Below are 22,379 nucleotides of genomic sequence, written 5' to 3'. Positions count from 1 at the left end.
GTTCGTCGCTTGGGAAAAATTGCTATCTTTCGGGCATGACGACAGCGCAGAAAACCCTGGCTTCAGGACATGGCTGGTCCGTGTCCGACGTGGTGTGCACCGCCGCTGCCGGCGACAAGCCGTTCGAGGAGGAGCATCGCGGCTTCTGCATCGCCGCGGTGACCAGGGGAACGTTCCGCTATCGCACGCGCCAGGGCACGGCAATGTTGGCGCCGGGCGCCATCCTGCTCGGCAATCCCGGCGCCTGCTACGAATGCGGGCATGAGCACGGTGCCGGCGACCGCTGCCTCTCGTTCCATTTCTCGCCGGCCTATATGGAACGCGTCATGGCCGACTTGCCGGGCGTAAAACGGCTCGGCTTTGCCGATCCGCGCCTGCCGCCTTTGCCGGCGCTGGCGCCTTTGCTGGCCGGGGCGGAGGCAGCGCGGGAATCCGGCGACGACGAGGCATTCGAGGAACTCGGCCTGCGCATTGCAGGCGCGGTCATCGCGGCTGCCGCCGGTCTTTCCAGAGCGGCACGGACTCCCAGCCGCCGCGACCAGAAACGGGTTGCCGAGGCCGTGCGCCTGATCGAGCTCAACGCCGAGCGACCGCTCTCGCTGACCGAGCTCGCTGACGGCACTGCGACCAGCCCGTATCATTTCCTGCGCACGTTCCGGCAGGTTGCCGGCATGACGCCCTATCAGTTCCTGCTGCGGACCAGACTGCACCGCGCCGCGGTGCGCCTGCGCAGCTCGGACGCGGCGATCTCGACGATCGCCTTCGACGCAGGCTTCAACGACCTGTCGACCTTCAACCGCCGGTTCCGGCGCGAGATGGGGGAAGCGCCTGGCGCATACCGAGCCAGGCGAGCCCACATGCGATAGCGCCGGACGGGCTTTGATTTGGACCGGCAATTTCGCCAACAACCGGGTGTCTCGAGTGCCCCTTTGTCATTGCTTGAAAACGTAAATCGCGCCTCCGCTGTCGTCGGATATAAGGACGGAGCCATCCGGCGCTTCCTTGACATCTACGGGGCGACCAACGCCTCTGGCGAATGTCGCTACCGAGACCGGCCGTCCGCCTCGGAACCGTACGCGCACGACCTGGCGGCCGACGGGTACCGACCTGTTCCAACTTCCGTGCTCGGCGACCAGAGCGTCGCCGCCGAGGCTGCGGAAGAAATGGATTCCGAGCGTTGCGACATGCGCCTGGAACTCGAAGGCGGGCGAAATCTGCTGCGCGGGCGGTCGCGAGCCCTCGAATCCCTTGAGCCGGATTTGGCCGCCGAAATATGGAAAGCCGTAGAAGCCGCCGGGCCGGAGCTCGTTCAACTCGTCGGGCGGGATGTCGTCGCCCATACGGTCTGCGCCGTTGTCGGTGAAGAACATCGTGCCGCCGTGCCAGTCGAAGCCAACCGAATTACGCACGCCCCAGGCGACGCGCCGAAGATCGGACCCGTCCTGCTTCATGCTGACGATCGTGCCTTGCAGTCCGCGCGGCTGGCAAATGTTGCAAGGCGATCCCAACGAGACATAGAGCCTGGAATCGGGGCCGACGCCGATATAGCGATAACTATGAACCCCTGAATTCGCCAATCCCCGGCGAATGTCGCGCCTGCCGCTGAGGGCGCCTCCTGGTCCGATATCGAAGGCGGTCACGCTGTTCCTCGAGGCTACGAACAGACGACTGCCGGAGCATGCGACACCGCTCGCAGCCGAGAACCCGGAGGCGACCCGTCGGGCGCGTCCCCCGGAGACAGGCAAGGCATAGACCGAGGAGCCTTTGGTGCCGACGAACAGCATGTCGCCGCAGACCGCCATTTCGCGCGCGGCTGGAACGCGGGCAAGAAGCGCAGCCCGCGCCGCGCCGATATCCAAACCGGAGGCGACCGTCGCAACCGAAGCGAAAGCGAGAAATCGAATTCCAGCGGAAAGCAATCCGGTCTTGAGGGAAAGGACGTCCATTGCCGCCTCCACACGCAAGCAGGTCTGCCGGAGGGAATTGGAGCGGCTTATCCCTGTTTCAAGTCGGAGCCACCGATACAGCGGTGACAGGCAGGGCACGGAGCTTGCCAGGCCCGGCTGCCGTCAATCCGACGGCATCGATAAGGATGCAGTTGCGAAGAATTTCAACAAAGCGATGAAGGAAGCGTTGGCGCTCGCCAGGAGCAAGGACGCGGACTATCTGCCTTGCTGGTGCGGGCCGACGCGCCGGCCGCCAGATCGCCGTTGAGGTCCTTGACGCTCCAGCCGCTCAGCGCCCGCAGGGGCAGCCATGAGGCCAGGTTCACAGCACTTGCGGTTTTTGCCCGATCCATCGCCGACCTTGCCGCATGACGGCGAAAACGACGGTGGCCATATCGTCGCAATCAGCGGTATCCATTTGAAATTACCACCGAAATTGTCTCTGGAAAAGTCCGGCCGACATTGGAGTTTCGGCGAGGCTTCCTATATAAGCATGCAGTGATTCCCGACTGGATTGTGACCTGATTTGACCGACCAGAAGACACCGCGCGGGCCGGACGGCGGCCCCACCGGCATCGAGCCGATTTCAATCATCGAGGAGATGCAGCGCTCCTATCTCGATTACGCTATGAGCGTGATCGTCAGCCGCGCGCTGCCAGACGTGCGCGACGGCTTGAAGCCCGTGCACCGGCGCATCCTCTACGCCATGCAGGAAGGCGGTTACCACTGGAACCGCAAGCATGTGAAATCGTCGCGCATCGTCGGCGACGTGATGGGTAAATACCATCCGCACGGTGACGCCTCGATCTATGACGCCTTGGTTCGCATGGCGCAGGACTGGTCGCTGCGCGTGCCGCTGATCGACGGTCAAGGCAATTTCGGCTCGATCGACGCCGACCCGCCTGCGGCCATGCGCTACACCGAGTCGCGGCTCACCAAGGTCGCGCACGAACTCCTGGAGGATATCGACAAGGAAACGGTCGATTTTCAGGACAACTATGACGGCGCTGAACAAGAGCCGAAGGTGCTGCCTGCGCGTTTCCCGAACCTGCTGGTCAACGGTTCAGGTGGCATCGCCGTCGGCATGGCCACCAACATCCCGCCGCACAATCTGGCCGAAGTGTGCAATGGAGCGATGGCGATCATCGACAATCCGGCCATCGACCTGCCGGCGCTGATGGAGATCGTGCCCGGCCCGGATTTCCCGACCGGCGGCATCGTCCTTGGCCGGTCCGGTATATACAGCGCCTATTCCACTGGCCGCGGCTCTATCGTCATGCGCGGTCGCGTCGAGATCGAAAGGCGCGGAAACGATCGTGAATCCATCGTTGTCACCGAAATCCCCTATCAGGTGAACAAGGCGGCGATGATCGAGAAGATGGCCGAACTGGTGCGCGAAAAGCGTATCGACGGCATTTCCGACATCCGCGACGAGAGCGACCGTCAGGGCTATCGCGTCGTCATCGAACTGAAGCGCGAGGCTGTCGCCGACGTCATCCTCAACCAGCTTTACCGCTTCACGCCCCTGCAGACCTCGTTCGGCGCCAACATGGTGGCGCTCAACGGCGGCAAGCCGGAAGTGATGACGCTGATCGACATGCTCAAGGCCTTTGTCGGTTTCCGCGAGGAGGTGATCAGCCGCCGCACGAAATACCTGCTGCGCAAGTCGCGCGAGCGGGCCCATGTCCTTGTCGGCTTGGCGATTGCGGTCGCCAACATCGACGAGGTGATCAAGCTCATCCGCACCGCGCCCGATCCGCAGACGGCGCGCGAGCAGTTGATGGAGCGGCGCTGGCCGGCGCATGACGTCGCGCCGCTGATCAAGCTGATCGACGATCCGCGCCACCGCATCAACGAGGACGGCACCTACAATCTCTCCGAGGAACAGGCGCGCGCCATCCTCGACCTGCGCCTGCAGCGCCTGACCGCGCTCGGCCGCGACGAGATCGGCGACGAGTTGAACAAGATCGGCGCCGAGATCGTTGATTTCCTTGATATTTTGTCGTCGCGCGCGCGCATCCAGCAGATCGTCAAGGACGAGCTGATCGCGGTCCGTGACGAGTTCGGCACGCCGCGCCGCACCGAGCTCTCCGACGGCGGGGCGGATATGGAAGACGAGGACCTGATCCAGCGGGAGGACATGGTCGTCACCGTCAGCCATTCCGGCTACATCAAGCGCGTGCCGCTCTCGCTCTACCGGGCACAGCGCCGCGGCGGCAAGGGCCGCTCCGGCATGTCGACCAAGGACGAGGATTTCGTCACTCGGCTGTTCGTCGCCAACACGCACACGCCCGTGCTGTTCTTCTCCTCGCGCGGCATCGTCTACAAGGAAAAGGTCTGGCGTCTGCCGGTTGGCAACCCGCAATCGCGCGGCAAAGCGCTGATCAACATGCTGCCGCTCGAGCAGGGCGAGCGCATCACGACGATCATGCCGCTGCCGGAGGACGAGACCAGCTGGGGCGAGCTCGACGTGATGTTCGCCACCACGCGCGGCACCGTGCGCCGCAACAAGCTGTCCGACTTCGTCCAGGTCAACCGCAACGGCAAGATCGCCATGAAGCTGGAGGAAGAGGGCGACGAGATTCTCGGCGTCGAGACCTGCACAGACAATGACGACGTGCTTTTGACGGCGAATTCGGGCCAGTGCATCCGTTTCCCGGTCTCGGACGTGCGCGTCTTCCAGAGCCGCAATTCCGTCGGCGTGCGCGGCATAAGCATGGCCGAGACCGACCGCATCATCTCGATGTCGATCATCGAGAATGTCGATGCGTCACCCGCCGAGCGTGCAGCCTATCTGAAGCGCGCGGCGGCCGAGCGCCGGCTTGCCGCCGGCGGAGCCGGCGAGGAAGAGGAGATTGCGCTCACCAACGAGGAGGTCGGCGAGGAAGCCGAGCTCTCCGACGAGCGCTACGAGTTCCTCAAGGCGCATGAAAGGTTTGTGCTGACGGTGACTGAGTATGGTTACGGCAAGCGTTCGTCGTCCTACGACTTCCGCCTGACGGGTCGCGGCGGCAAGGGTATCCGCGCCACCGACGTGTCGAAGACGGCCGAGATCGGCCGCCTGGTCGCTACCTTCCCGGTCGGCAATGACGACCAGATCATGCTGGTTTCGGACGGCGGCACGGTCATCCGGGTGCCGGTCAACGGCATACGCTTCGCCAGCCGGGCCACCAAGGGCGTGACGATCTTCAACACGGCTGAGGGCGAGAAGGTTGTGTCGGTGGAGCGGATTTCGGAGCCGCAGTCGGATGAAGAGGCCGAAGAAGTGGCTTCGAGCGAGACTGGCGCCGACAATGGGGGCGAGAGCGAATAGGTCCGTCAAAGCTTCACCGGCCCTCTGGGCCGGTGCGGTGATAGTGGTGATTAGTGGCGACGGTAGACGTTGCGGTGAGCAAAACCATCGAGCCGCTTTGTGTTGGCCTTGACGCGCACCCGCGCAGCTTCCTGATGCAACCCGAATGCAGTCGCGATCAGCATCACGATGGTCATTGCAGTGGCAAGCATGTAGATCAGCATTTGCGTGTTCTCCTGGGCGTACAACGATGACATGGGAATTTGGTTTCATCGCTTGAAGCGGCAGCCTAGTGAACGCTGCGTGAAACGTTCGTGATTGCCGCATTCATCTGTCGTTCATCGGCGCGAAAAGGTTCACGGCCGGCCAATCGGTGGGATTTGCCATCGTTTGAGAAGCTCGCTAATGCGTTTCGTGGGAAACGGCGGACGGCTCTATCTTTTTGTTTTGCGCAGTTCCGGACGGAAAACCGCTCACACTTTTCCTGGAATTGCTCTAGAAGCCTGCCATGACCGAACGCATCGCTCTTTACGCCGGCTCCTTCGACCCGCTGACCAACGGCCATCTCGACGTGCTGAAAGCCTCGCTCGCGGTAGCCGACACCGTTTATGCGGCGATCGGCATCCATCCGGGTAAGAAGCCTTTGTTTTCCTTCGAGGAACGCGTGGAGCTGATCGAGGCCGCGACCAAAGCCGAGTTCGGCCGAGACGGCGACCGCATCAAGGTCGTTTCCTTCGACGGGCTGGTCATCGACGCGGCCCGCAAACACGGCGCCTCGATCATGATCCGCGGCCTGCGCGACGGCACCGACCTCGACTACGAAATGCAGATGGCCGGCATGAACGAGACGATGGCGCCAGAATTGCAGACGGTTTTTCTCCCCGCCAGCCCCTCGGTGCGCACCATTACCGCCACACTCGTGCGCCAGATTGCCTCGATGGGTGGCGATATCCGCCCATTTGTGCCAGTGGCCGTCGCCGGCGCGCTCAACGCCAAGTTCACCAGATAGGCTTTCCCGGAGATTCCCATGCAGCTGAAGAAGCTCGCTTCGTTCCTTGTCGTGCTTGCCGGCCTTTTCGCGGCATCCCTTTTCTCGGCATCCGGGCCGGCCGTCGCCGCCGACAAGGAAAACACCATGATCATCACGCTCAAGGACGGCGACGTGACCATCGCGTTGCGCCCCGACCTGGCGCCTAAGCATGTCGCGCAGATCAAGAAGCTGGTGCGCGACGGTGCCTATGACAATGTCGCCTTCCACCGCGTCATCGACGGCTTCATGGCGCAGACCGGCGACGTCAAGTTCGGCAACATGAAGAAGGGCTTCAATCCGCAAGCCGTCGGCACCGGCGGTTCCGATCTTCCCGACCTGCCGGCCGAGTTCTCGCAGACCGAGCAGTTCACGCGCGGCGTGGTCGGCATGGCCCGCTCGCAAGACCCGAATTCGGCCAACTCGCAATTCTTCATCATGTTCGCGCCGGCGCCGAACCTCGACGGCCAGTACACCATCGTCGGCAAGGTGGTCGGCGGCATGGACCTCGTCGACAAGATCAAGAAGGGCGACGAAGCCGACAACGGCACGGTCACCGATCCCGACCGCATGATCAAGGTTCGCATCGCCGCCGACGGCAAATAACTCCCTCGATTTTCAAAAAGGATTTCTGACATGGCTGAGATCAAGGACCGCGAGAACGCGCTCATCATGGAAACGACCAAGGGTCCGGTCGTCATCGAGATGTACCCCGAGCTGGCACCCGGGCACGTCGCCCGCATCAAGGAACTGGCGCGTGAGGGTGCCTATGACGGCGTGGTGTTCCACCGCGTCATAGACGGCTTCATGGCGCAGACCGGCGACGTCAAGTTCGGCAATTCCTCCAAGGCTACCTATGCGCCGTCGCGCGCCGGCATGGGCGGCTCCGACAAGCCGGACCTCAAGGCCGAGTTCTCCAACGCCAATCACGGCCGCGGCACCTGCTCGATGGCTCGGGCCCAGAACCCGAACTCGGCCAATTCGCAATTCTTCATCTGCTTCGACGACGCCGCCTTCCTCAACCGCCAGTACACCGTATGGGGCCAGGTCATCGAAGGCATGGAAAATGTCGACAAGATCAAGCGCGGCGAACCGGTGCAGGATCCCGACAAGATCGTGTCGCTGAAGGTCGCGGCCGACGTCAAGTAAGGCGCAAGAACGACGATGGGCGCAGTCTGGTCCCTGCTTGGCATCCTGTCCGGCGCCTTCATCGCCGTCCAGGCGCCGATCAATTCCCAATTGGCGCGCGGCCTCGGTCTTCCGGTGGCCGCCGCCGCGTTCTCCTTCCTGTCCGGCGCCATCGTGCTGGGCATCATCTCGGTCTCGGTGGTGAAGCTGCAGGGCATCTCGCTGGACTGGAAAGCGCCGGCGCCCTGGCTGTTCATCGCCGGCGGCATGCTCGGCGGCTTTTATGTGACGCTGTCGACGATCCTCACGCCGCGCATCGGCGCTGCCGCGCTGATGGCATTCCTGGTCGCCGGCCAACTGATCGCCGGCATGCTGATCGACCGCGCCGGTTTCCTCGGCGTGGCGGTGCGCGAAATCTCGCTTGGCCGCGTCGCCGGCGCCGTGCTCTTGCTTGCCGGGGCGCTGCTCATCCGGCTCTTCTGATGCGCGTCGACCTGTTCGACTTCGACCTGCCGGAGGAGCGCATCGCGCTTCGCCCGGCGGAGCCGCGCGATAGCGCCAGGCTGCTGGTCGTCAAACCGGGAGAAGCATTGCAGGACCGCACCGTCTGCGATCTGCCGTCGCTGCTTCGCGAAGGCGACGTGCTGGTCTTCAACGACACCAAGGTCATTCCGGCGCAGCTCAAAGGCATGCGTAAGCGCGGCGACGCGGTGGCGCAGGTCGAGGCGACGCTGCATATGCGGGTAGCGCCGGACCGCTGGCAGGCCTTCATGCGGCCGGGCAAGCGCATCGCCGCCGGCGATCGCATCCATTTCGGCCATGACCAGAATTCCTGCTTCCTCGGTCAGCTCGACGCGACGGTGCTCGAAAAGGGAGAGGCGGGCGAGGCGCTGCTCGGCTTCGACCTTTCCGGGCCGTTCCTCGACGAGGCGCTGCAGGCCGTCGGCCATATTCCGCTGCCGCCTTACATCGCTTCGAAGCGCGACGACGACGAGCGCGACCGCGCCGATTACCAGACGATCTATGCCAGGGAAGAGGGCGCAGTCGCTGCCCCCACCGCCGGGCTGCATTTCACGCCGGAGCTGTTTGCCGCGCTCGACGCCAGGGGCATCGAGCGCCGCTTCGTCACGCTGCATGTCGGCGCCGGCACCTTCCTGCCGGTCAAGGCCGACGACACGGCCGATCACAAGATGCATGCCGAGACCGGCTCGGTGAGCCCGGAGACGGCGGCGGCGCTCAAGGCGGCCAAGGCGCGGGGAGGGCGGATCATCTGTGTCGGCACGACGTCGCTGCGGCTGCTGGAGAGCGCGGCGCGTGCGGACGGCAGGATCGAGCCCTGGTCCGGACCGACCGACATCTTCATCACGCCCGGCTATCGGTTCCGCACAGCCGATATGCTGATGACCAATTTCCATCTGCCGCGCTCGACGCTGTTCATGCTGGTCTCGGCCTTCAGCGGACTGGAGACGATGCGCTCGGCCTATGCGCATGCCGTCGAGAACCGCTACAGGTTCTATTCCTATGGCGATGCCAGCCTGCTTTACCGGGCGGAGACGAGCGATGGACGATGATCTCGAGAAAATGGACCGCGACATGCTGATGGCGGAGGTGAAAAAGCTGCGCGCCGGCATCCGCGCGCATCGCGACGCGACCGGGCATGATCTGTGCTGGCATCATCCCGACCTCTGGGACCTTTTGCCGGAAAAGACCGAGCCGTCGATCGCCGTGCCACCCTGGCCGAAATTCATGCGGGGCTGCATCCGCTACCGGCAGTCGCTCGACGAGCAGGCGCCGGGCGCTCCGGTGCATGACAAGGAATTCAATGGCTGAGACTTTTTCCTTCAACGTGCTTGCCACTGACGGCAAGGCCAGGCGCGGCGTTGTCTCGATGCCGCGCGGCGAGATCCGCACGCCTGCCTTCATGCCGGTCGGCACCGGCGGCACCGTCAAGGCCATGTATATGGACCAGGTGCGCGGCGTCGGCGCCGACATCATCCTCGGCAACACCTATCATCTGATGCTGCGGCCGGGCGCCGAGCGCGTGGCGAGGCTCGGCGGCCTGCATGAGTTCGCGCGCTGGCCGCATCCGATCCTGACCGACAGCGGCGGCTTCCAGGTCATGTCGCTTTCGAAGCTCAGGAAGCTGACCGAACAGGGCGTCACCTTTCGCTCGCATATCGACGGCGCGCCTTACGAGATGTCGCCGGAGCGGTCGATCGAGATCCAGGGACTGCTCGATTCCGATATCCAGATGCAGCTCGACGAATGCACGGCACTTCCGGCAAAGCCAAAGGAGATCGAGCGCGCCATGGAATTGTCGCTGCGCTGGGCCGAGCGCTGCAAGACGGCATTCGGCGACCAGCCGGGCAAGGCGATGTTCGGGATCGTCCAGGGCGGCGACAGCGCGCCGATGCGCCTGCGTTCGGCGCAGGCGCTCAAGGCGATGGACCTCAAAGGGTACGCCGTCGGCGGGCTTGCGGTCGGCGAGCCCCAGGCGGTGATGCTGGAGATGCTCGACATTACCTGCCCGGAACTGCCGGCCGACAGACCGCGCTATCTGATGGGCGTCGGCACGCCGGACGATATATTGAAATCGGTGGCGCGCGGCATCGACATGTTCGACTGCGTGATGCCGACGCGCGCCGGCCGTCACGGTCTGGCTTACACACGCCGCGGCAAGGTCAATCTCAGGAACGCCCGTCATGCCGACGATCCGCGGCCGCTCGACGAGGAAAGCGACTGCCCGGCGGCGCGCGACTATTCGCGCGCCTATCTGCATCACCTGGTGCGCTCGCAGGAAGCGCTCGGCGCCATGCTGCTGACCTGGAACAACCTGTCCTATTATCAGAGATTGATGCAGGACATCCGGGCAGCCATCGAGGCGCAGGCTTTTGAAACGCGCGCCGCCGAGATCACCGAAGGCTGGGCGAGGGGCGATGTTCCGGCCCTTTGACCAGTGAAGCGGTCGGAGAACTTTTCATAAATCAAATGAAGAGTAAGTATCTCTTGCCGTATCGGGGTAAAGGGCGGCACGACCTTGGCAAAGATAGAGGCGTCGATCGCCGACGTTAATGTAGTAAAAGCTAATATATGCGTCGACCAGTCGGGATCGGTAGCGATCCGGCGATGGAGCTACAGTCTATTATTTGTAATTTCGGCGGTCGTTCTCGTCGGCTTGTCCTTGCGTCTGCTCGGCGCGCGCGGGGATCTCTGGCACGACGAGATCTGGAGCATCACGCTGCTCAGTCCCCTGACGTCGATAGACCAGATATTCTGGCGCATAAACCACGACAACAATCACTTCCTCAACTCGATGTATCAGTATGTCGTCGGCCCCGATGCCGCGCCGCTGGTCCAGCGCGGCCTGTCGATAACGCTCGGTGCCTGTACCATCGTTGCAGCCGCGGTGATATCGCGCGGGCGCTGGGCCCTGATCGCGTCGGCGCTGTTGTTCGCAGTGAGCTATCCAATGGTTCACTACGGCTCGGAGGCGCGTGGCTATGCCGGCCTGGTGCTGTTCACACTCGTTGCCGTGGCCCTTCTGGAGCGCTGGTTCGACAAAAGGGGTGCGTACAGCGTCGCTCTTGCCGTCGCAGTCCTGCTCGGCTTCCTTTCCCACCTGACGATGACCGAAACGGTCGTAGTGCTCACGGTCTGGACGGCGTGGCTGAGCTGGCGACGCAGCCGCAGCCTGATTGTCGTCAACAGGGAGGTCGTCCAGGCCTTCTTGCCTGCTTTCCTTGCCGTCCTTCCGCTTGCTGCGGCAATCGTCGTGGGCGCTCGCCTCTTCAGCTTCCAGATCGGCGGGTTTTCGTCTTTCTCGCTTGAGCAGTTCGCCGTCGGCTATGGCGGACTGATCCGCTATCTTTTCGGTCTGCCGGACTGGATCGGCGGCTGGACCTGCATCGCGGTCGTCTGCGTCCTGGTTTCGGCCTACGCAGGCGTCTCACGCGATCGCCGCGCCAGTCTCTATGCCATCGGCATCGTCGGACTGCCCGCCTTGATGGCGGTGGCGCATGTGCCGAATGTCGAATTCCCGCGCTATTTCCTCGTCAGCGGAACCTTATTGCTGCTCTGGGCCGGAGAGATGATCGGACGCGGCTTCGACACCGGCGGCACGAGGAGGCTTTGCGCCGTCGGGATTCTCATGCTTGTGGTGGGTGGCAACGTAGCGTTGTTGGCCCGTTTCTATGAGCATGGCCGCGGGTCCTATTCCGACATGGTGGACGAGATGACCAACAGCGGCGCCGCCACATACGCCACCAACGCCGATTTCCGCACCGGCATGGTGGTCGATTATTTCGCTGCCCGCAAGGACCGTCAGGCATCGCTTGTCCCCCAGGACAAGATTTGCGCCGGACGCGCGGAGTGGCTCATTCTCGAAGGGGATCCCCAGAAGCAGCCTGAGCACGTGGAATTCGATTGCGCACTTGCCTACCAACGAGCCGGAGCCTCGACCTTCTGGGGCCTCTCCGGTTTGGGCTGGACGCTATACAGCCGCCGCGATTGAGCAGTGACGCCGGCTGGACTCAAGTGCTGACCGAAGTCGCGGCGCGCAGGCTGCAGCCGGTGATCTTGAAACTGCCGTCCGCCTGCTGCTGCAGGGTGTAGACCGCCTCGTAGTCTTTGCCGTCGGGTCCTACGATCAACACCTGCTGGACGATCGAACCGGGCGCGGTCTCCTGGCCCTTGCCGAAGGAATAGGATTGAGGTTTACGCACCGGCGCGTAGCCGTTCGTCACCATGTTCATGAAGGTGTCGACGGTCGGAAAGATCTGCTTCACGTTCGGTGCGGCGAAACTGTAGGCGGTGGCCCCGTCATCGGCGATGAAGGCCTTCAACTGGCTGTCGATTACCGTCTGCGCGGCCTTGGTCTCGGCATCGCCAGCCAAGGCAAGCGAGGTCATCAACATCGGAACGAGAGCTAGTGCGAACAATGCGCGGCGCATGGCCTGCCTCCCCGGAATTCACTTGGCGAACGAATCTAACATACGCGTCGCGGGATGGCGTGGTTTCACCGAGCTACGAAGATTTCGCCGTTTCAGCGTCGGGAGGCGAGATCAGATGCTCTTTGAGGTGCGCGTCGCGTGAAGCTTGAAAGCCGAGCGGCAGTCTGCCACAAGGGCCGCTTATTCGTTGGAACGGATCGGCTCTTGGAATCGCCGACCCGTTCCAACCATTTGTTTTGACGCAATTCCAGACGAAAGCCGCCAGGTACTTTCCTGGAATTGCTCCGAGGCTGGCAGGACCGGGCAATGAAGGCATTTTTCGTGCAGATCAAGTGCGACCTGGGCAAGTCCTATGAGGTCGCCAGCGCGCTCGCCGATGCCGAGATCGCCTCCGAAATCTACTCGACCGCTGGCAATTACGACCTGCTTGCCAAATTCTATATCGACGACGAGGAAGACGTCGGCCACTTCGTCAACGAGCGGGTGCAGATTCTGCCTGGAATCAAGGACACCTTCACTATCGTGACCTTCCGGGCGTTCTGATCGGGTCTCGCTGTGCCCCGCCGGGAAGCAGGAACTGACCCGGCCTTGCCATCCGTGCCTTGATTTTAGGCAATTTGCATGGAGTGACCGTCACGGCTTCCTAAATCACCGATTGCGCTTGATTTTCTCCGGCGGGGCCAGTGAAATGGCCTCAGAGGGGAGTACGCGATTGGCAGCGTTCGACGAAATGCTTCCGGAAGTCTCCGGATTGAGAAGACCTTATGAGGCTTACGATCGCTGGCTGAAGGAGCAGGACCCGGCCAGGCTTACCCAGAAGATGCAGGACGCCGAGCGCGTCTTCCGCAAGACCGGCATTACCTTTGCGGTCTACGGCGAGCAGGAAGCTTCCGAGCGGCTGATCCCTTTCGACATCGTGCCGCGCATCCTCTCCGGCCAGGAATGGCGCCGGCTGACGCAAGGCATCGAACAGCGCGTGCAGGCGCTGAACGCCTTCCTCGACGACATCTACCACCGCCAGGAGATCCTGCGCGCCGGGCGGGTGCCCAAGGATCTGATCGCCAGGAACGAGGCCTTCCTGCCCGAGATGATCGGGGTCAGGCCGCCGGCCGGCGTTTATACCCACATTATCGGCGTCGATATCGTGCGCATCTCGGAGAACGAGTTCTACGTGCTGGAGGACAATGCCCGCACGCCGTCCGGCGTCTCCTACATGCTCGAGAACCGCGAGACGATGATGCAGCTCTTTCCGGAGCTGTTCCAGAAGATCAAGGTGCGGCCTGTCGAGAACTATCCGCAGCTGCTGCGCCAGTCGCTGGCGGCCGTGCGGCCGCAAAGCGCCAAAGGCACGCCGACCATCGCGGTGCTGACGCCGGGTTCCTACAACTCGGCCTATTTCGAACATGCCTTCCTCGCCGACCAGATGGGCGTGCAACTCGTCGAAGGGCAGGATCTGCGCGTCGTCGACGGCCACGTCGCGATGCGCACCACCGAAGGCTACAAGCAGATCGACGTGCTCTACCGGCGCGTCGACGACGCCTTCCTCGATCCGCTGACCTTCCGGCCGGACTCCGCGCTCGGCGTGCCGGGCATCATGGATGTCTATCGCGCCGGCAACATCACCATCGCCAATGCGCCTGGCACGGGCATCGCCGACGACAAGGCGATCTATTCCTATATGCCCGAGATCGTCGAGTTCTACACCGGCCGCAAGGCGATCCTCGGCAACATCCCGACCTGGCGCTGCTCGGAGCCCGACAGCCTCAAATATGTGCTCGAGCACATCGGCGAGTTGGTGATCAAGGAAGTGCATGGCTCCGGCGGCTACGGCATGCTGGTCGGCCCGGCCGCGACCAAGAAGGAATGTGAGGCGTTCGCCAACAAACTCCAGGCGAAGCCTTCCAACTACATCGCCCAGCCGACGCTGGCGCTCTCGACCTGTCCGATCCTGACCGAGAAGGGCCTGTCGCCCCGCCATGTCGATCTTCGGCCTTATGTGCTGGTCTCCGACCGCATCCAGATCGTGCCGGGCGGCCTGACGCGTGTGGCCCTGAAAGAGGGCTCCCTGGTGGTGAATTCCTCACAAGGGGGCGGGACGAAGGATACGTGGGTGTTGGATGATTGATATGAGTGAGTAGGGAATAGGCAGTAGGCAGTTGGCAGTTGAACATAGAGGGACGGGAAATGGCACATTCTATTGAGATTCAAATGCTTACTACTGCCTACTGCCTATTCCCTACTCACTAGCCCGAAGGGCGTTCTCATGCTTCTCGGCCGCACCGCCAACGGTCTCTACTGGATGAACCGCTATATCGAGCGGGCCGAAAACATGGCGCGCCTGGTCGACGCCGGCCTGCGCATGGCGCTGACGCGAACCCAGGACGCATCCGAAGAGTGGAACTCGGTGCTGCTCAGCGCCGGCTCGGACTTCGCCTTCAGTCAGAAATACCAGGACTATACGGCCGCAAACGTCTCCGATTTCCTGTTGCGCGATACCTCGAACCCGTCGAGCACGATGTCGTCGATCGAGACGGCGCGCAACAATGCCCGCATGGTGCGCACGGCGCTGACGCGCGAGACCTGGGAAAGCATCAATGAAGCCTGGATGTCGCTCAAGCGCATGCTGGCGAGGCCCGTCGACGAGCGTGACCTGCCGACGGTTCTCGATGCCATCAAGCGCGAGACGGCGCTGATCCGCGGTTCGTTCTACGGTACGATGCTGCGCAACGAGATTTTCGATTTCTCGCAACTCGGCACCTATGTCGAGCGCGCCGACAACACGGCGCGCATCCTCGACGTGAAATATTATGTGCTGTTGCCTTCACTGTCCTGGGTCGGCTCGACGCTGGACAACTACCAGTGGGAGTCGATCCTGCGCTCCGTGTCGGCGCACCGCTCCTACCGCTGGGTTTATGAAGCCGATTACAAGCCGACGAATATCGCCGACTATCTGATCCTCAACGTGCGCATGCCGCGCTCGCTGACCTTCTGCTACCGCTTTCTCGGCGAGCATTTGAAATTCCTCGCCGACGATTATGGTGAGCGCCATGCATGCCACGCCACGGCCGAGAAGATCCAGGCCATGCTGAGGAAGGGTTCGATCAAGGACATATTCGACCACGGCCTGCACGAATTCCTGCACGAGTTCATTCGCGATAACACCAGGCTGGGCGACGAAATCGCCCAGGACTACCGGTTCTATTGAGCACAGCCGAGGGCGAGCGCTATGCGGCTCAAGATCACCCATCGCACCGAGTACCACTATGACCAGCCGGTGCAGTATCTGCTGCAGCGGCTGCGCCTGCTCCCTTCCAGTGGGCGCACGCAGACCATCGGCTCCTGGGCGATCAAGGTGGAAGGCGCGCGCGAGGAGGTGCGCTTCACCGACCATTTCGGCAATGACACGCGGCTGGTGAGCGCCGAGAGCGGCCAGAACTCGATCACCCTGGAGGCCGCAGGCGACGTGACGACGCATGACACGGCAGGCGTGACGGGTCCGCATCAGGGCTTTGCGCCGCTCTGGCTGTTCGCGCAACAGACGCCGCTCACCACCGTCGGCGAAGGGATACGCGAACTGGCTGGCCTGGTCGGGCAGGGCACCGAGATCGAGCGATTACACCGGCTGATGGGCGTGATCCGCGAACGCGTCGCCTACAAACCAGGCACGACCAGCGTCGTGACGCCGGCGGAGGAGGCGCTCGCGCTGAAGTCGGGCGTCTGCCAGGACCACAGCCACATCTTCATCGCCGCGGCCGGCGCGCTTGGTTTTCCCGCCCGCTATGTCAGCGGTTATTTGATGATGGATGCGGCCGTGGAGCAGGCCGCGAGCCATGCCTGGGCGGAGGCCTATGTCGTCGGGCTCGGATGGGTTGCCTTCGACCCGGCGAACGGTATCTCTCCCGACGAACGCTATGTGCGGGTGGCGACGGGGCGCGACTATCGCGATGCGTCGCCGGTGTCGGGGATACTCTTGGGGCAGGCGCAAGAGAAGCTTGCCGTCAGCGTCACGGTGGAGCAGTAATCCGCCTCGAAATCGCCGGAGCGGTTCAGCGTTTGATGGGATCGCCGAACCGCTCTATCTCGTTGTTTTCACGCAATTCCGGGCGGAAAAACCGCTACACGTTTCCTGGAATTGCTTTAGCAGAAGAGCGACCATGACCTATTGCGTCGGCCTCAAGATCGATCGCGGGCTCGTGTTCATGTCGGACACGCGCACCAATGCCGGTATGGATTCGATCTCGACCTTCAAAAAGATGCATGTGTGGGAAGAACCCGGCGAGCGCGTCATCGTGCTGATGTCGGCAGGCAATCTTGCCACGACGCAGGCGGTGGTCAGCCTTCTCGACGAACGCAACAAGGCCGTTGGCGACCGTCATCCGAAGCTGCTCGAAACCCCGTCCATGTACCAGACGGTGCGGCTGGTCGGCGATACGGTCAAGGAAGTCATCGAACATGCCGCGCCGAACGGCGACAAGGCCGATTCCTACTTCAATGCCTCCTTCATCCTTGGAGGCCAGATCAAGGGCAGCCCGCCAACGCTGTTCATGATCTACCCGGAAGGCAATTTCATCGAGTCGACCGATGACACCCCTTTCTTTCAGATCGGCGAGACGAAATACGGCAAGCCGATCATCATCCGTGCCTACGACCGGACAATGAGCCTTGCCGAAACGGTGAAGCTGCTTCTCGTGTCCTTCGATTCTACGCTGAAATCCAACCTTTCGGTCGGGCTGCCGCTCGATCTGCTGTTCCTGGAGCAGGATGCGCTCAGGGTGGGGCTGAACCGACGGATCGACCAGAATGACCCTTACTATCGCACCGTTTCCGACGGCTGGTCCAATGCGCTGAAAATCGCTTTTTCAAATCTGCCGGATTTTCCGGGGTAGGATTTCGGTCGCGCCGTTGCCTGGGAGCGGTTCAGCCGGCCGGTGTCTTCGACGGCTGCTGGGAGGAAAATATGGATAATGAGGAATTCCGCGACTGGTCGAGGCGGGCGGCCGAGTGGGGCGTCGATTACCGTGCCGGCCTGCGTGACCGCCCGGTGCGGCCGGCGATCGCGCCGGGCGAGATCTTCAGGAGCATCGAGGCCTCGCCACCCGAATTGCCGGAGCCGATGGACAAGATTTTCGCCGATTTCGAAGAGAAGATCGTGCCGGGCATGACGCATTGGCAGCATCCGCGCTTCTTCGCCTATTTCCCGGCCAATGCGGCTCCGGTTTCGGTCGTGGCGGAATATCTGGTCTCGGCGATGGCCGCGCAGTGCATGCTGTGGCAGACCTCGCCGGCGGCGACGGAGCTCGAGACGCGCATCGTCGACTGGATGCGCCAGGCGCTTGGCCTGCCCGAAGGCTTTTCCGGCGTCATCCAGGATTCGGCCTCGTCGGCGACGCTTGCCGCGGTGCTCACCATGCGCGAGCGGACGCTCGACTGGCTGGGCAACAAAAAGGGGCTGGCCGGGCAGGGCAAGCTGCGCGTCTATTCCTCTGACCAGGTCCATACCTCGATCGACCGCGCCATCTGGGTCTCGGGCATTGGCGAGGATAACCTTGTCCGCATCCCGGTCTCCGGACATTTTCGCGCAATGGACACCGCGGCGCTTGAGACCGCGATCCTTGCCGATCGTGAAGCCGGTCTGCTGCCGGCGGGCATCATCGCCTGTGTCGGCGGCACCAGCACCGGCGGCACCGATGACATAGCGGCGGTGGCCGCTGTGGCGAAGCGGCACGGACTTTACCTGCATGTCGACGCCGCCTGGGCAGGGTCGGCGATGATCTGCCCGGAATACCGGCATTTCTGGGCCGGCGTCGAAGGCGCCGATTCCATTGTCTTTAATCCGCATAAGTGGCTCGGCGCGCAGTTCGATTGCTCGATCCAGTTCGTCCGCCAGCCGGAAGATCTCGTGCGCACGCTGGCCATCAAGCCGGAGTTTTTGAAGACGCTGGGTCATGACGGCATCATCAACTATTCGGAATGGTCGGTGCCGCTCGGGCGCCGCTTCCGCGCGCTGAAACTTTGGTTCCTGCTGCGCGCCCATGGTCTCGAGGGCCTGCGCGCGATGATCCGCAACCACGTTGCCTGGAGCACAGGGCTTGCCGCGCGCCTCGCCGGGGAAGCGGATTTCGAGCTCGTCAGCGAGCCGATGCTTTCGCTATTCTCGTTCCGGCATCGCACGGCCGCAGGCATCGACCCTGACGAGCACAACCTTCGCCTCGTCGACGCCATCAACACCGACGGCCGCATTTACCTGACGCAAACGCGGGTCGATGGGCGCGTGGCGATCCGCTTTCAGGCGGGGCAGTTCGAGTCGACGGCAGCCGATGTCGACGCCGCCTTCGACGTCATAACCGAGATCGCGCGGCGCTTATCCTGAGGCAGCGGAGGTGTTCCGCTCTGTTTACCTTTTTTGCAGCCAAGTGATTTTCGTTAGCCGGCTCATGCCTTTTCTTCACTTTCGTTTTCCGATATAGACGGAAAAAACGAAAATCGAGGAGGCCGGATGTTTCTTTCGCCACGCCACGCCGAAATCATCCAGATGGCGAAAGATCACGGCCGCGTTCTGGTCGACGATCTGGCGACGCATTTCAATGTGACGCCGCAAACCATCCGCAAGGATCTCAACGATCTTTGCGACCAGCGCTTGCTGACACGCGTCCATGGTGGGGCGTTGTTCCCGTCGGGCATCGAAAACATGGAATATGAGGCTCGCCGTAAAATCGCGGCCGACGAGAAGGAAGCGATCGGCCGCGCCGCGGCCAGACTCATTCCGGACAACGCCTCGCTGTTCATCAATATCGGAACCACCACCGAGGCCGTCAGCAAGGCGCTGCTCGACCGTAACGGGCTTATGGTCATCACCAATAACATCAATGTCGCCAATAGGATGCGCATCTATCCCACGATAGAGGTGGTGATCGCCGGCGGCGTGGTGCGCGGTTCCGACGGCGGCGTTGTCGGCGAAGCGGCCGTGGATTTCATACGCCAGTTCAAGGTCGACTACGCCGTCATCGGCGCCTCGGCGATCGACCATGACGGCGCGCTGCTCGACTTCGATTTCCGCGAAGTGAAGGTGGCGCAGGCCATCATCGCCAATGCGCGCCACGTCATCCTGGTCTCCGACCGGACCAAATTCGAGCGCACGGCGCCAGTTCGAATCGGTCACCTTTCGCAGGTGAACACCTTCATCACCGATCGCTGTGACATCCCATCGATCCGCCGGATCTGCGAGGAGTCCGAGGTCCGGCTGATCGAAACGGCACTCGAATAGGCGCGCATCACGGCCGTTTCACGCAGCGGTGATATTTCGTTTGACATTCGGTTTGAGTTCGAAATAATCCCATTGCGGTTTCGTAAAACACAAAAATGGTGCAATGCGAAATCGTTGGAGGACCCTTTGGACGCATCCCCGATCCATGACATTTTCGTCATCGGCGGCGGCATCAATGGCTGCGGCATCGCCCGCGACGCCGTTGGCCGCGGATTTTCAGTTTACCTCGCCGAGATGAACGATCTGGCGAGCGGGACCTCCTCCGGCTCGACCAAGCTCATCCATGGCGGCCTTCGCTATCTCGAATTTTACGAGTTCCGGCTGGTGCGCGAAGCGCTGATGGAACGCGAGGTCCTGTGGAAGAACGCGCCGCACATCATCTGGCCGATGCGCTTCGTTCTGCCTTACGCCAAGGGCCTGAGGCCCGCCTGGCTGATCCGGCTCGGGCTGTTCCTTTATGATCATATCGGCGGGCGCAAGCTCTTGCCGGCGACGAAGACGCTGGATATGGCGAGCGATCCGGCCGGCAAGCCGCTCAAACCGTTGTTCCGCAAGGCGTTCGAGTATTCGGACGGCTGGGTCAATGACGCGCGCCTGGTGGCGCTGAACGCTCGTGACGCCGCCGACCGAGGCGCCATTATCCGCACCCGCACCAAGGTCGTCAGCGCGCGGCGGGACGGTTCGACCTGGACCATCAAGGTGCAGAACGTGCTTACCGGCGAAACCGAGGAGGTTCGCGCGCGGCTTCTCGTCAACGCCGCCGGCCCCTGGGTCGATCACGTGCTCTCGGCCGCCGTCGGCCAGAACGAGGTCCACAATGTTCGCCTCGTGCAGGGCAGCCACATCGTCGTCGGCAAGAAGTTCAATGATCCGCGCGCCTATTTCTTCCAGAACAAGGATGGCCGCATCATCTTCGCCATTCCTTACGAGGAAGAATTCACGCTGATCGGCACCACCGACCGCGACTATCCGGGCGATCCGCACGACGTGAAGATCTCCGACGCCGAGATCGACTATCTGTGCGCCGCGGCGAGCGAGTATTTCGCGGTAGCGGTGAAGCGCTCCGACATCGTCTGGACCTATTCGGCGGTGCGCCCGCTCTATGACGACGGCGCCTCGAAGGCGCAGGAGGCGACGCGCGACTACGTTTTGAAAGCCGACGGCGGGGAGGGCATGGCCCCCTTGATCAACGCCTTCGGCGGCAAGATCACGACGTTCCGCCGGCTAGCAGAATCGATGCTGGAGAAGATCGAAGGGTTTCTCGGCAAGCGCGGCAAGCCGTGGACGCATGATGCGCCGCTGCCCGGCGGCGATTTCCCTGCGACCGGTTTCGATGCCCAGGTCGCCAGGCTGAAGAGCACCTATCCGTTCCTCGACCAGCGGCTGGCGCGCCGCTTCACCCGGCTTTACGGCACGCGCGCCGAGAAGCTGCTCGGGCTCGCCAAGTCGAATGCCGATCTCGGCCGCAATTTCGGCGCCGACCTTTTCGAGGCGGAAGTCCGCTACCTGGTCGAGAACGAATGGGCGGTCACCGCCGAGGACGTGCTGTGGCGCCGCACCAAGCGCGGCCTGCATTTCAACCGCGAGCAGGCGGCGGCATTGGAGGAATTCATGCGCGGACTGAGCAACCGTCACGTCGCGGCGGCGGAATGAGGATCGGCCGCTGATGCGCAAGGCCCGGGAGGAGGCGTGATGCTGGAACTGAGGAACGTGACGAAGACGGTCGGCGCGCAGGAGCATATCCGCGACGTGTCGCTGACGCTTCAGCACGGCTCGCTGAACGTGCTCCTCGGGCCGACGCTCTCCGGCAAGACCAGCCTGATGCGGCTGATGGCGGGCCTCGACGCGCCGACTTCCGGCTCGGTCTGGTTCGACGGCAAGGACGTCACCGGACAGAAGGTGCAGAAGCGCAACGTCGCCATGGTCTACCAGCAGTTCATCAACTACCCGGCCATGACCGTCTACGAGAACATCGCCTCGCCGCTTAGGGTCGCCGGCGTCGAGCAAGCCAAGATCGACAAGGAAGTGCGCAACGCGGCGGCGCTGTTGAAGCTCACGCCCTATCTCGACCGCACGCCGCTCAACCTGTCCGGTGGGCAGCAGCAGCGCACCGCGCTTGCCCGCGCCATCGTCAAGAATGCCAGCCTGGTGCTGCTCGACGAGCCTTTGGCCAATCTCGACTACAAGCTGCGCGAGGAATTGCGCGCCGAATTGCCGAAGATCTTTGCCGCCGCCGGTACGATCTTCGTCTATGCCACGACCGAACCGCACGAAGCGCTGTTGCTCGGCGGCAATACGGCGACGCTCTCGGAAGGCCGCGTCACGCAATTCGGCCCGACCGTCGAGGTGTTCCGCAAACCGGTCGACCTGGTGACGGCACGGACCTTCGCCGACCCGCCGCTCAACACCATCGTGCTCTCGAAGAAAGGCGCGGACTTCCTGCTCGAAGGCGGCGTCAAGCTGCCCGTGCCGCCGGAGCTCGCCGGCATTGCGGACGCCAGCTACACGATCGGCTTCCAGCCGCATCATTTGTCGCTGGAGCGGCCGAACGCCAGCGCCGTGCCGGTGCGGGCCAAGGTCACCATCACCGAGATCACCGGCTCGGAAAGCTTCGTCCATCTCGACTTCGCCGATGCACGCTGGGTGATGCTTGCGCATGGCATTTTCGATTTCGAGACGGACGACGAGGTCGAGGTGTTCATCGATCCGCGTCACATCATGGTGTTCGACCAGAACGGCCGCGCCGTGACGGCGTCGAAGCTGGCGGCTTGAG

General features: G+C 62.8%; 22 protein-coding genes. 19 read left to right on the top strand and 3 right to left on the bottom strand.

Features of this window, described 5'->3' with window-relative positions:
• The first annotated feature begins 35 nt into the window (after nucleotides 1-35).
• Complete coding sequence (locus P9273_RS10305; protein WP_040995089.1) at nucleotides 36-866, top strand: helix-turn-helix transcriptional regulator; 831 nt, start codon at nucleotides 36-38, stop codon at nucleotides 864-866.
• Nucleotides 867-932: 66 nt separating this feature from the next.
• Here the strand turns inward: P9273_RS10305 and P9273_RS10300 are convergent, their stop codons facing one another.
• Nucleotides 933-1,946, bottom strand: coding sequence for a PQQ-dependent sugar dehydrogenase (locus P9273_RS10300; RefSeq protein ID WP_052458596.1), 1,014 nt, complete (start codon nucleotides 1,944-1,946; stop codon nucleotides 933-935).
• 526 nt (nucleotides 1,947-2,472) lie between these two features.
• Between P9273_RS10300 and gyrA the strand changes: the two genes are divergently transcribed.
• The gene (gene gyrA, locus P9273_RS10295; RefSeq protein WP_278048805.1) at nucleotides 2,473-5,259 is read left to right on the top strand and encodes a DNA gyrase subunit A; all 2,787 of its coding nucleotides are present in this window, start codon (nucleotides 2,473-2,475) and stop codon (nucleotides 5,257-5,259) included.
• 50 nt (nucleotides 5,260-5,309) lie between these two features.
• Here the strand turns inward: gyrA and P9273_RS10290 are convergent, their stop codons facing one another.
• Nucleotides 5,310-5,462 (bottom strand): hypothetical protein, encoded by a 153-nt coding sequence (locus P9273_RS10290; RefSeq protein WP_095765297.1) that lies wholly within the window; start codon nucleotides 5,460-5,462, stop codon nucleotides 5,310-5,312.
• A gap of 284 nt (nucleotides 5,463-5,746) precedes the next feature.
• Here P9273_RS10290 and coaD point away from each other — a divergent pair, with 284 nt between their 5' ends.
• The 8 genes from coaD to P9273_RS10250 all read left to right on the top strand — a co-directional run bounded on the left by coaD (nucleotide 5,747) and on the right by P9273_RS10250 (nucleotide 11,903).
• Complete coding sequence (gene coaD / locus P9273_RS10285) at nucleotides 5,747-6,247, top strand: pantetheine-phosphate adenylyltransferase (RefSeq protein ID WP_278048802.1); 501 nt, start codon at nucleotides 5,747-5,749, stop codon at nucleotides 6,245-6,247.
• Between the two features lie 18 nt (nucleotides 6,248-6,265).
• Complete coding sequence (locus P9273_RS10280; protein WP_442920204.1) at nucleotides 6,266-6,871, top strand: peptidylprolyl isomerase; 606 nt, start codon at nucleotides 6,266-6,268, stop codon at nucleotides 6,869-6,871.
• A 30-nt stretch (nucleotides 6,872-6,901) separates the two neighbouring features.
• Nucleotides 6,902-7,414: a peptidylprolyl isomerase gene (locus P9273_RS10275; protein ID WP_278048801.1), complete on the top strand. Its 513-nt coding sequence runs from the start codon at nucleotides 6,902-6,904 to the stop codon at nucleotides 7,412-7,414.
• Between the two features lie 15 nt (nucleotides 7,415-7,429).
• Entirely contained in the window at nucleotides 7,430-7,876 is a 447-nt protein-coding gene (locus tag P9273_RS10270) for a DMT family transporter (protein ID WP_278048800.1), read from the top strand.
• Nucleotides 7,876-8,964, top strand: a complete 1,089-nt coding sequence (gene queA / locus P9273_RS10265) for a tRNA preQ1(34) S-adenosylmethionine ribosyltransferase-isomerase QueA (RefSeq protein ID WP_278048798.1) — start codon at nucleotides 7,876-7,878, stop codon at nucleotides 8,962-8,964. Before P9273_RS10270 ends, queA begins: the two co-directional genes overlap by 1 nt.
• Nucleotides 8,954-9,223 (top strand): hypothetical protein, encoded by a 270-nt coding sequence (locus P9273_RS10260; RefSeq protein WP_278048796.1) that lies wholly within the window; start codon nucleotides 8,954-8,956, stop codon nucleotides 9,221-9,223. Before queA ends, P9273_RS10260 begins: the two co-directional genes overlap by 11 nt.
• A complete protein-coding gene (tgt, locus tag P9273_RS10255) occupies nucleotides 9,216-10,346 on the top strand; it encodes a tRNA guanosine(34) transglycosylase Tgt (RefSeq protein WP_278048795.1) in 1,131 nt (376 codons plus the stop codon). The genes P9273_RS10260 and tgt overlap by 8 nt, the downstream gene beginning before the upstream one ends.
• A gap of 84 nt (nucleotides 10,347-10,430) precedes the next feature.
• Entirely contained in the window at nucleotides 10,431-11,903 is a 1,473-nt protein-coding gene (locus tag P9273_RS10250) for a hypothetical protein (protein WP_278048794.1), read from the top strand.
• 19 nt (nucleotides 11,904-11,922) lie between these two features.
• On the opposite strand, the gene P9273_RS10245 is transcribed toward P9273_RS10250, so the two are convergent.
• Nucleotides 11,923-12,342 carry a DUF4864 domain-containing protein gene (locus P9273_RS10245; RefSeq protein WP_278048793.1) on the bottom strand — a complete coding sequence of 140 codons (420 nt, stop codon included), beginning with the start codon at nucleotides 12,340-12,342 and terminating at the stop codon, nucleotides 11,923-11,925.
• A 306-nt stretch (nucleotides 12,343-12,648) separates the two neighbouring features.
• Between P9273_RS10245 and P9273_RS10240 the strand changes: the two genes are divergently transcribed.
• The 9 genes from P9273_RS10240 (at nucleotide 12,649) to P9273_RS10200 (ending at nucleotide 22,378) form a co-directional block, all read left to right on the top strand.
• Nucleotides 12,649-12,885, top strand: coding sequence for an Lrp/AsnC ligand binding domain-containing protein (locus P9273_RS10240; protein WP_040995065.1), 237 nt, complete (start codon nucleotides 12,649-12,651; stop codon nucleotides 12,883-12,885).
• A 169-nt stretch (nucleotides 12,886-13,054) separates the two neighbouring features.
• Nucleotides 13,055-14,467 carry a circularly permuted type 2 ATP-grasp protein gene (locus tag P9273_RS10235; protein ID WP_278048791.1) on the top strand — a complete coding sequence of 471 codons (1,413 nt, stop codon included), beginning with the start codon at nucleotides 13,055-13,057 and terminating at the stop codon, nucleotides 14,465-14,467.
• A 138-nt stretch (nucleotides 14,468-14,605) separates the two neighbouring features.
• On the top strand, nucleotides 14,606-15,547 hold the full coding sequence (locus P9273_RS10230) for an alpha-E domain-containing protein (RefSeq protein ID WP_040995061.1): 942 nt from the start codon (nucleotides 14,606-14,608) through the stop codon (nucleotides 15,545-15,547).
• A 21-nt stretch (nucleotides 15,548-15,568) separates the two neighbouring features.
• On the top strand, nucleotides 15,569-16,363 hold the full coding sequence (locus tag P9273_RS10225; protein ID WP_278048789.1) for a transglutaminase family protein: 795 nt from the start codon (nucleotides 15,569-15,571) through the stop codon (nucleotides 16,361-16,363).
• Between the two features lie 133 nt (nucleotides 16,364-16,496).
• Nucleotides 16,497-17,228, top strand: coding sequence for a peptidase (locus P9273_RS10220; RefSeq protein ID WP_040995056.1), 732 nt, complete (start codon nucleotides 16,497-16,499; stop codon nucleotides 17,226-17,228).
• Between the two features lie 71 nt (nucleotides 17,229-17,299).
• Nucleotides 17,300-18,712 (top strand): pyridoxal phosphate-dependent decarboxylase family protein, encoded by a 1,413-nt coding sequence (locus tag P9273_RS10215; protein WP_278048788.1) that lies wholly within the window; start codon nucleotides 17,300-17,302, stop codon nucleotides 18,710-18,712.
• Between the two features lie 126 nt (nucleotides 18,713-18,838).
• Nucleotides 18,839-19,606 carry a DeoR/GlpR family DNA-binding transcription regulator gene (locus tag P9273_RS10210; RefSeq protein ID WP_278048787.1) on the top strand — a complete coding sequence of 256 codons (768 nt, stop codon included), beginning with the start codon at nucleotides 18,839-18,841 and terminating at the stop codon, nucleotides 19,604-19,606.
• A 126-nt stretch (nucleotides 19,607-19,732) separates the two neighbouring features.
• Nucleotides 19,733-21,259, top strand: coding sequence for a glycerol-3-phosphate dehydrogenase (gene glpD, locus P9273_RS10205; protein ID WP_278048785.1), 1,527 nt, complete (start codon nucleotides 19,733-19,735; stop codon nucleotides 21,257-21,259).
• A 39-nt stretch (nucleotides 21,260-21,298) separates the two neighbouring features.
• On the top strand, nucleotides 21,299-22,378 hold the full coding sequence (locus P9273_RS10200) for an ABC transporter ATP-binding protein (RefSeq protein ID WP_040995048.1): 1,080 nt from the start codon (nucleotides 21,299-21,301) through the stop codon (nucleotides 22,376-22,378).
• Nucleotide 22,379 lies beyond the last annotated feature (1 nt).

Source organism: Mesorhizobium sp. WSM4935, from assembly GCF_029625735.1.
Taxonomy (GTDB): domain Bacteria; phylum Pseudomonadota; class Alphaproteobacteria; order Rhizobiales; family Rhizobiaceae; genus Mesorhizobium.
Note: the sequence above shows the minus strand (reverse complement) of the source record. Positions and strands in the feature narration are given on the sequence as shown.

Bases quoted from the DNA above. Each gene is read 5' to 3' on its own strand.
- P9273_RS10305 (WP_040995089.1), top strand. From the start codon at position 36: ATGACGACAGCGCAGAAAACCCTGGCTTCAGGACATGGCTGGTCCGTG.
- P9273_RS10300 (WP_052458596.1), bottom strand. From the start codon at position 1,946: ATGGACGTCCTTTCCCTCAAGACCGGATTGCTTTCCGCTGGAATTCGA.
- P9273_RS10290 (WP_095765297.1), bottom strand. From the start codon at position 5,462: ATGCTGATCTACATGCTTGCCACTGCAATGACCATCGTGATGCTGATC.
- coaD (WP_278048802.1), top strand. From the start codon at position 5,747: ATGACCGAACGCATCGCTCTTTACGCCGGCTCCTTCGACCCGCTGACC.
- P9273_RS10280 (WP_442920204.1), top strand. From the start codon at position 6,266: ATGCAGCTGAAGAAGCTCGCTTCGTTCCTTGTCGTGCTTGCCGGCCTT.
- P9273_RS10275 (WP_278048801.1), top strand. From the start codon at position 6,902: ATGGCTGAGATCAAGGACCGCGAGAACGCGCTCATCATGGAAACGACC.
- P9273_RS10270 (WP_278048800.1), top strand. From the start codon at position 7,430: ATGGGCGCAGTCTGGTCCCTGCTTGGCATCCTGTCCGGCGCCTTCATC.
- queA (WP_278048798.1), top strand. From the start codon at position 7,876: ATGCGCGTCGACCTGTTCGACTTCGACCTGCCGGAGGAGCGCATCGCG.
- P9273_RS10260 (WP_278048796.1), top strand. From the start codon at position 8,954: ATGGACGATGATCTCGAGAAAATGGACCGCGACATGCTGATGGCGGAG.
- tgt (WP_278048795.1), top strand. From the start codon at position 9,216: ATGGCTGAGACTTTTTCCTTCAACGTGCTTGCCACTGACGGCAAGGCC.
- P9273_RS10245 (WP_278048793.1), bottom strand. From the start codon at position 12,342: ATGCGCCGCGCATTGTTCGCACTAGCTCTCGTTCCGATGTTGATGACC.
- P9273_RS10240 (WP_040995065.1), top strand. From the start codon at position 12,649: ATGAAGGCATTTTTCGTGCAGATCAAGTGCGACCTGGGCAAGTCCTAT.
- P9273_RS10230 (WP_040995061.1), top strand. From the start codon at position 14,606: ATGCTTCTCGGCCGCACCGCCAACGGTCTCTACTGGATGAACCGCTAT.
- P9273_RS10225 (WP_278048789.1), top strand. From the start codon at position 15,569: ATGCGGCTCAAGATCACCCATCGCACCGAGTACCACTATGACCAGCCG.
- P9273_RS10220 (WP_040995056.1), top strand. From the start codon at position 16,497: ATGACCTATTGCGTCGGCCTCAAGATCGATCGCGGGCTCGTGTTCATG.
- P9273_RS10215 (WP_278048788.1), top strand. From the start codon at position 17,300: ATGGATAATGAGGAATTCCGCGACTGGTCGAGGCGGGCGGCCGAGTGG.
- P9273_RS10210 (WP_278048787.1), top strand. From the start codon at position 18,839: ATGTTTCTTTCGCCACGCCACGCCGAAATCATCCAGATGGCGAAAGAT.
- P9273_RS10200 (WP_040995048.1), top strand. From the start codon at position 21,299: ATGCTGGAACTGAGGAACGTGACGAAGACGGTCGGCGCGCAGGAGCAT.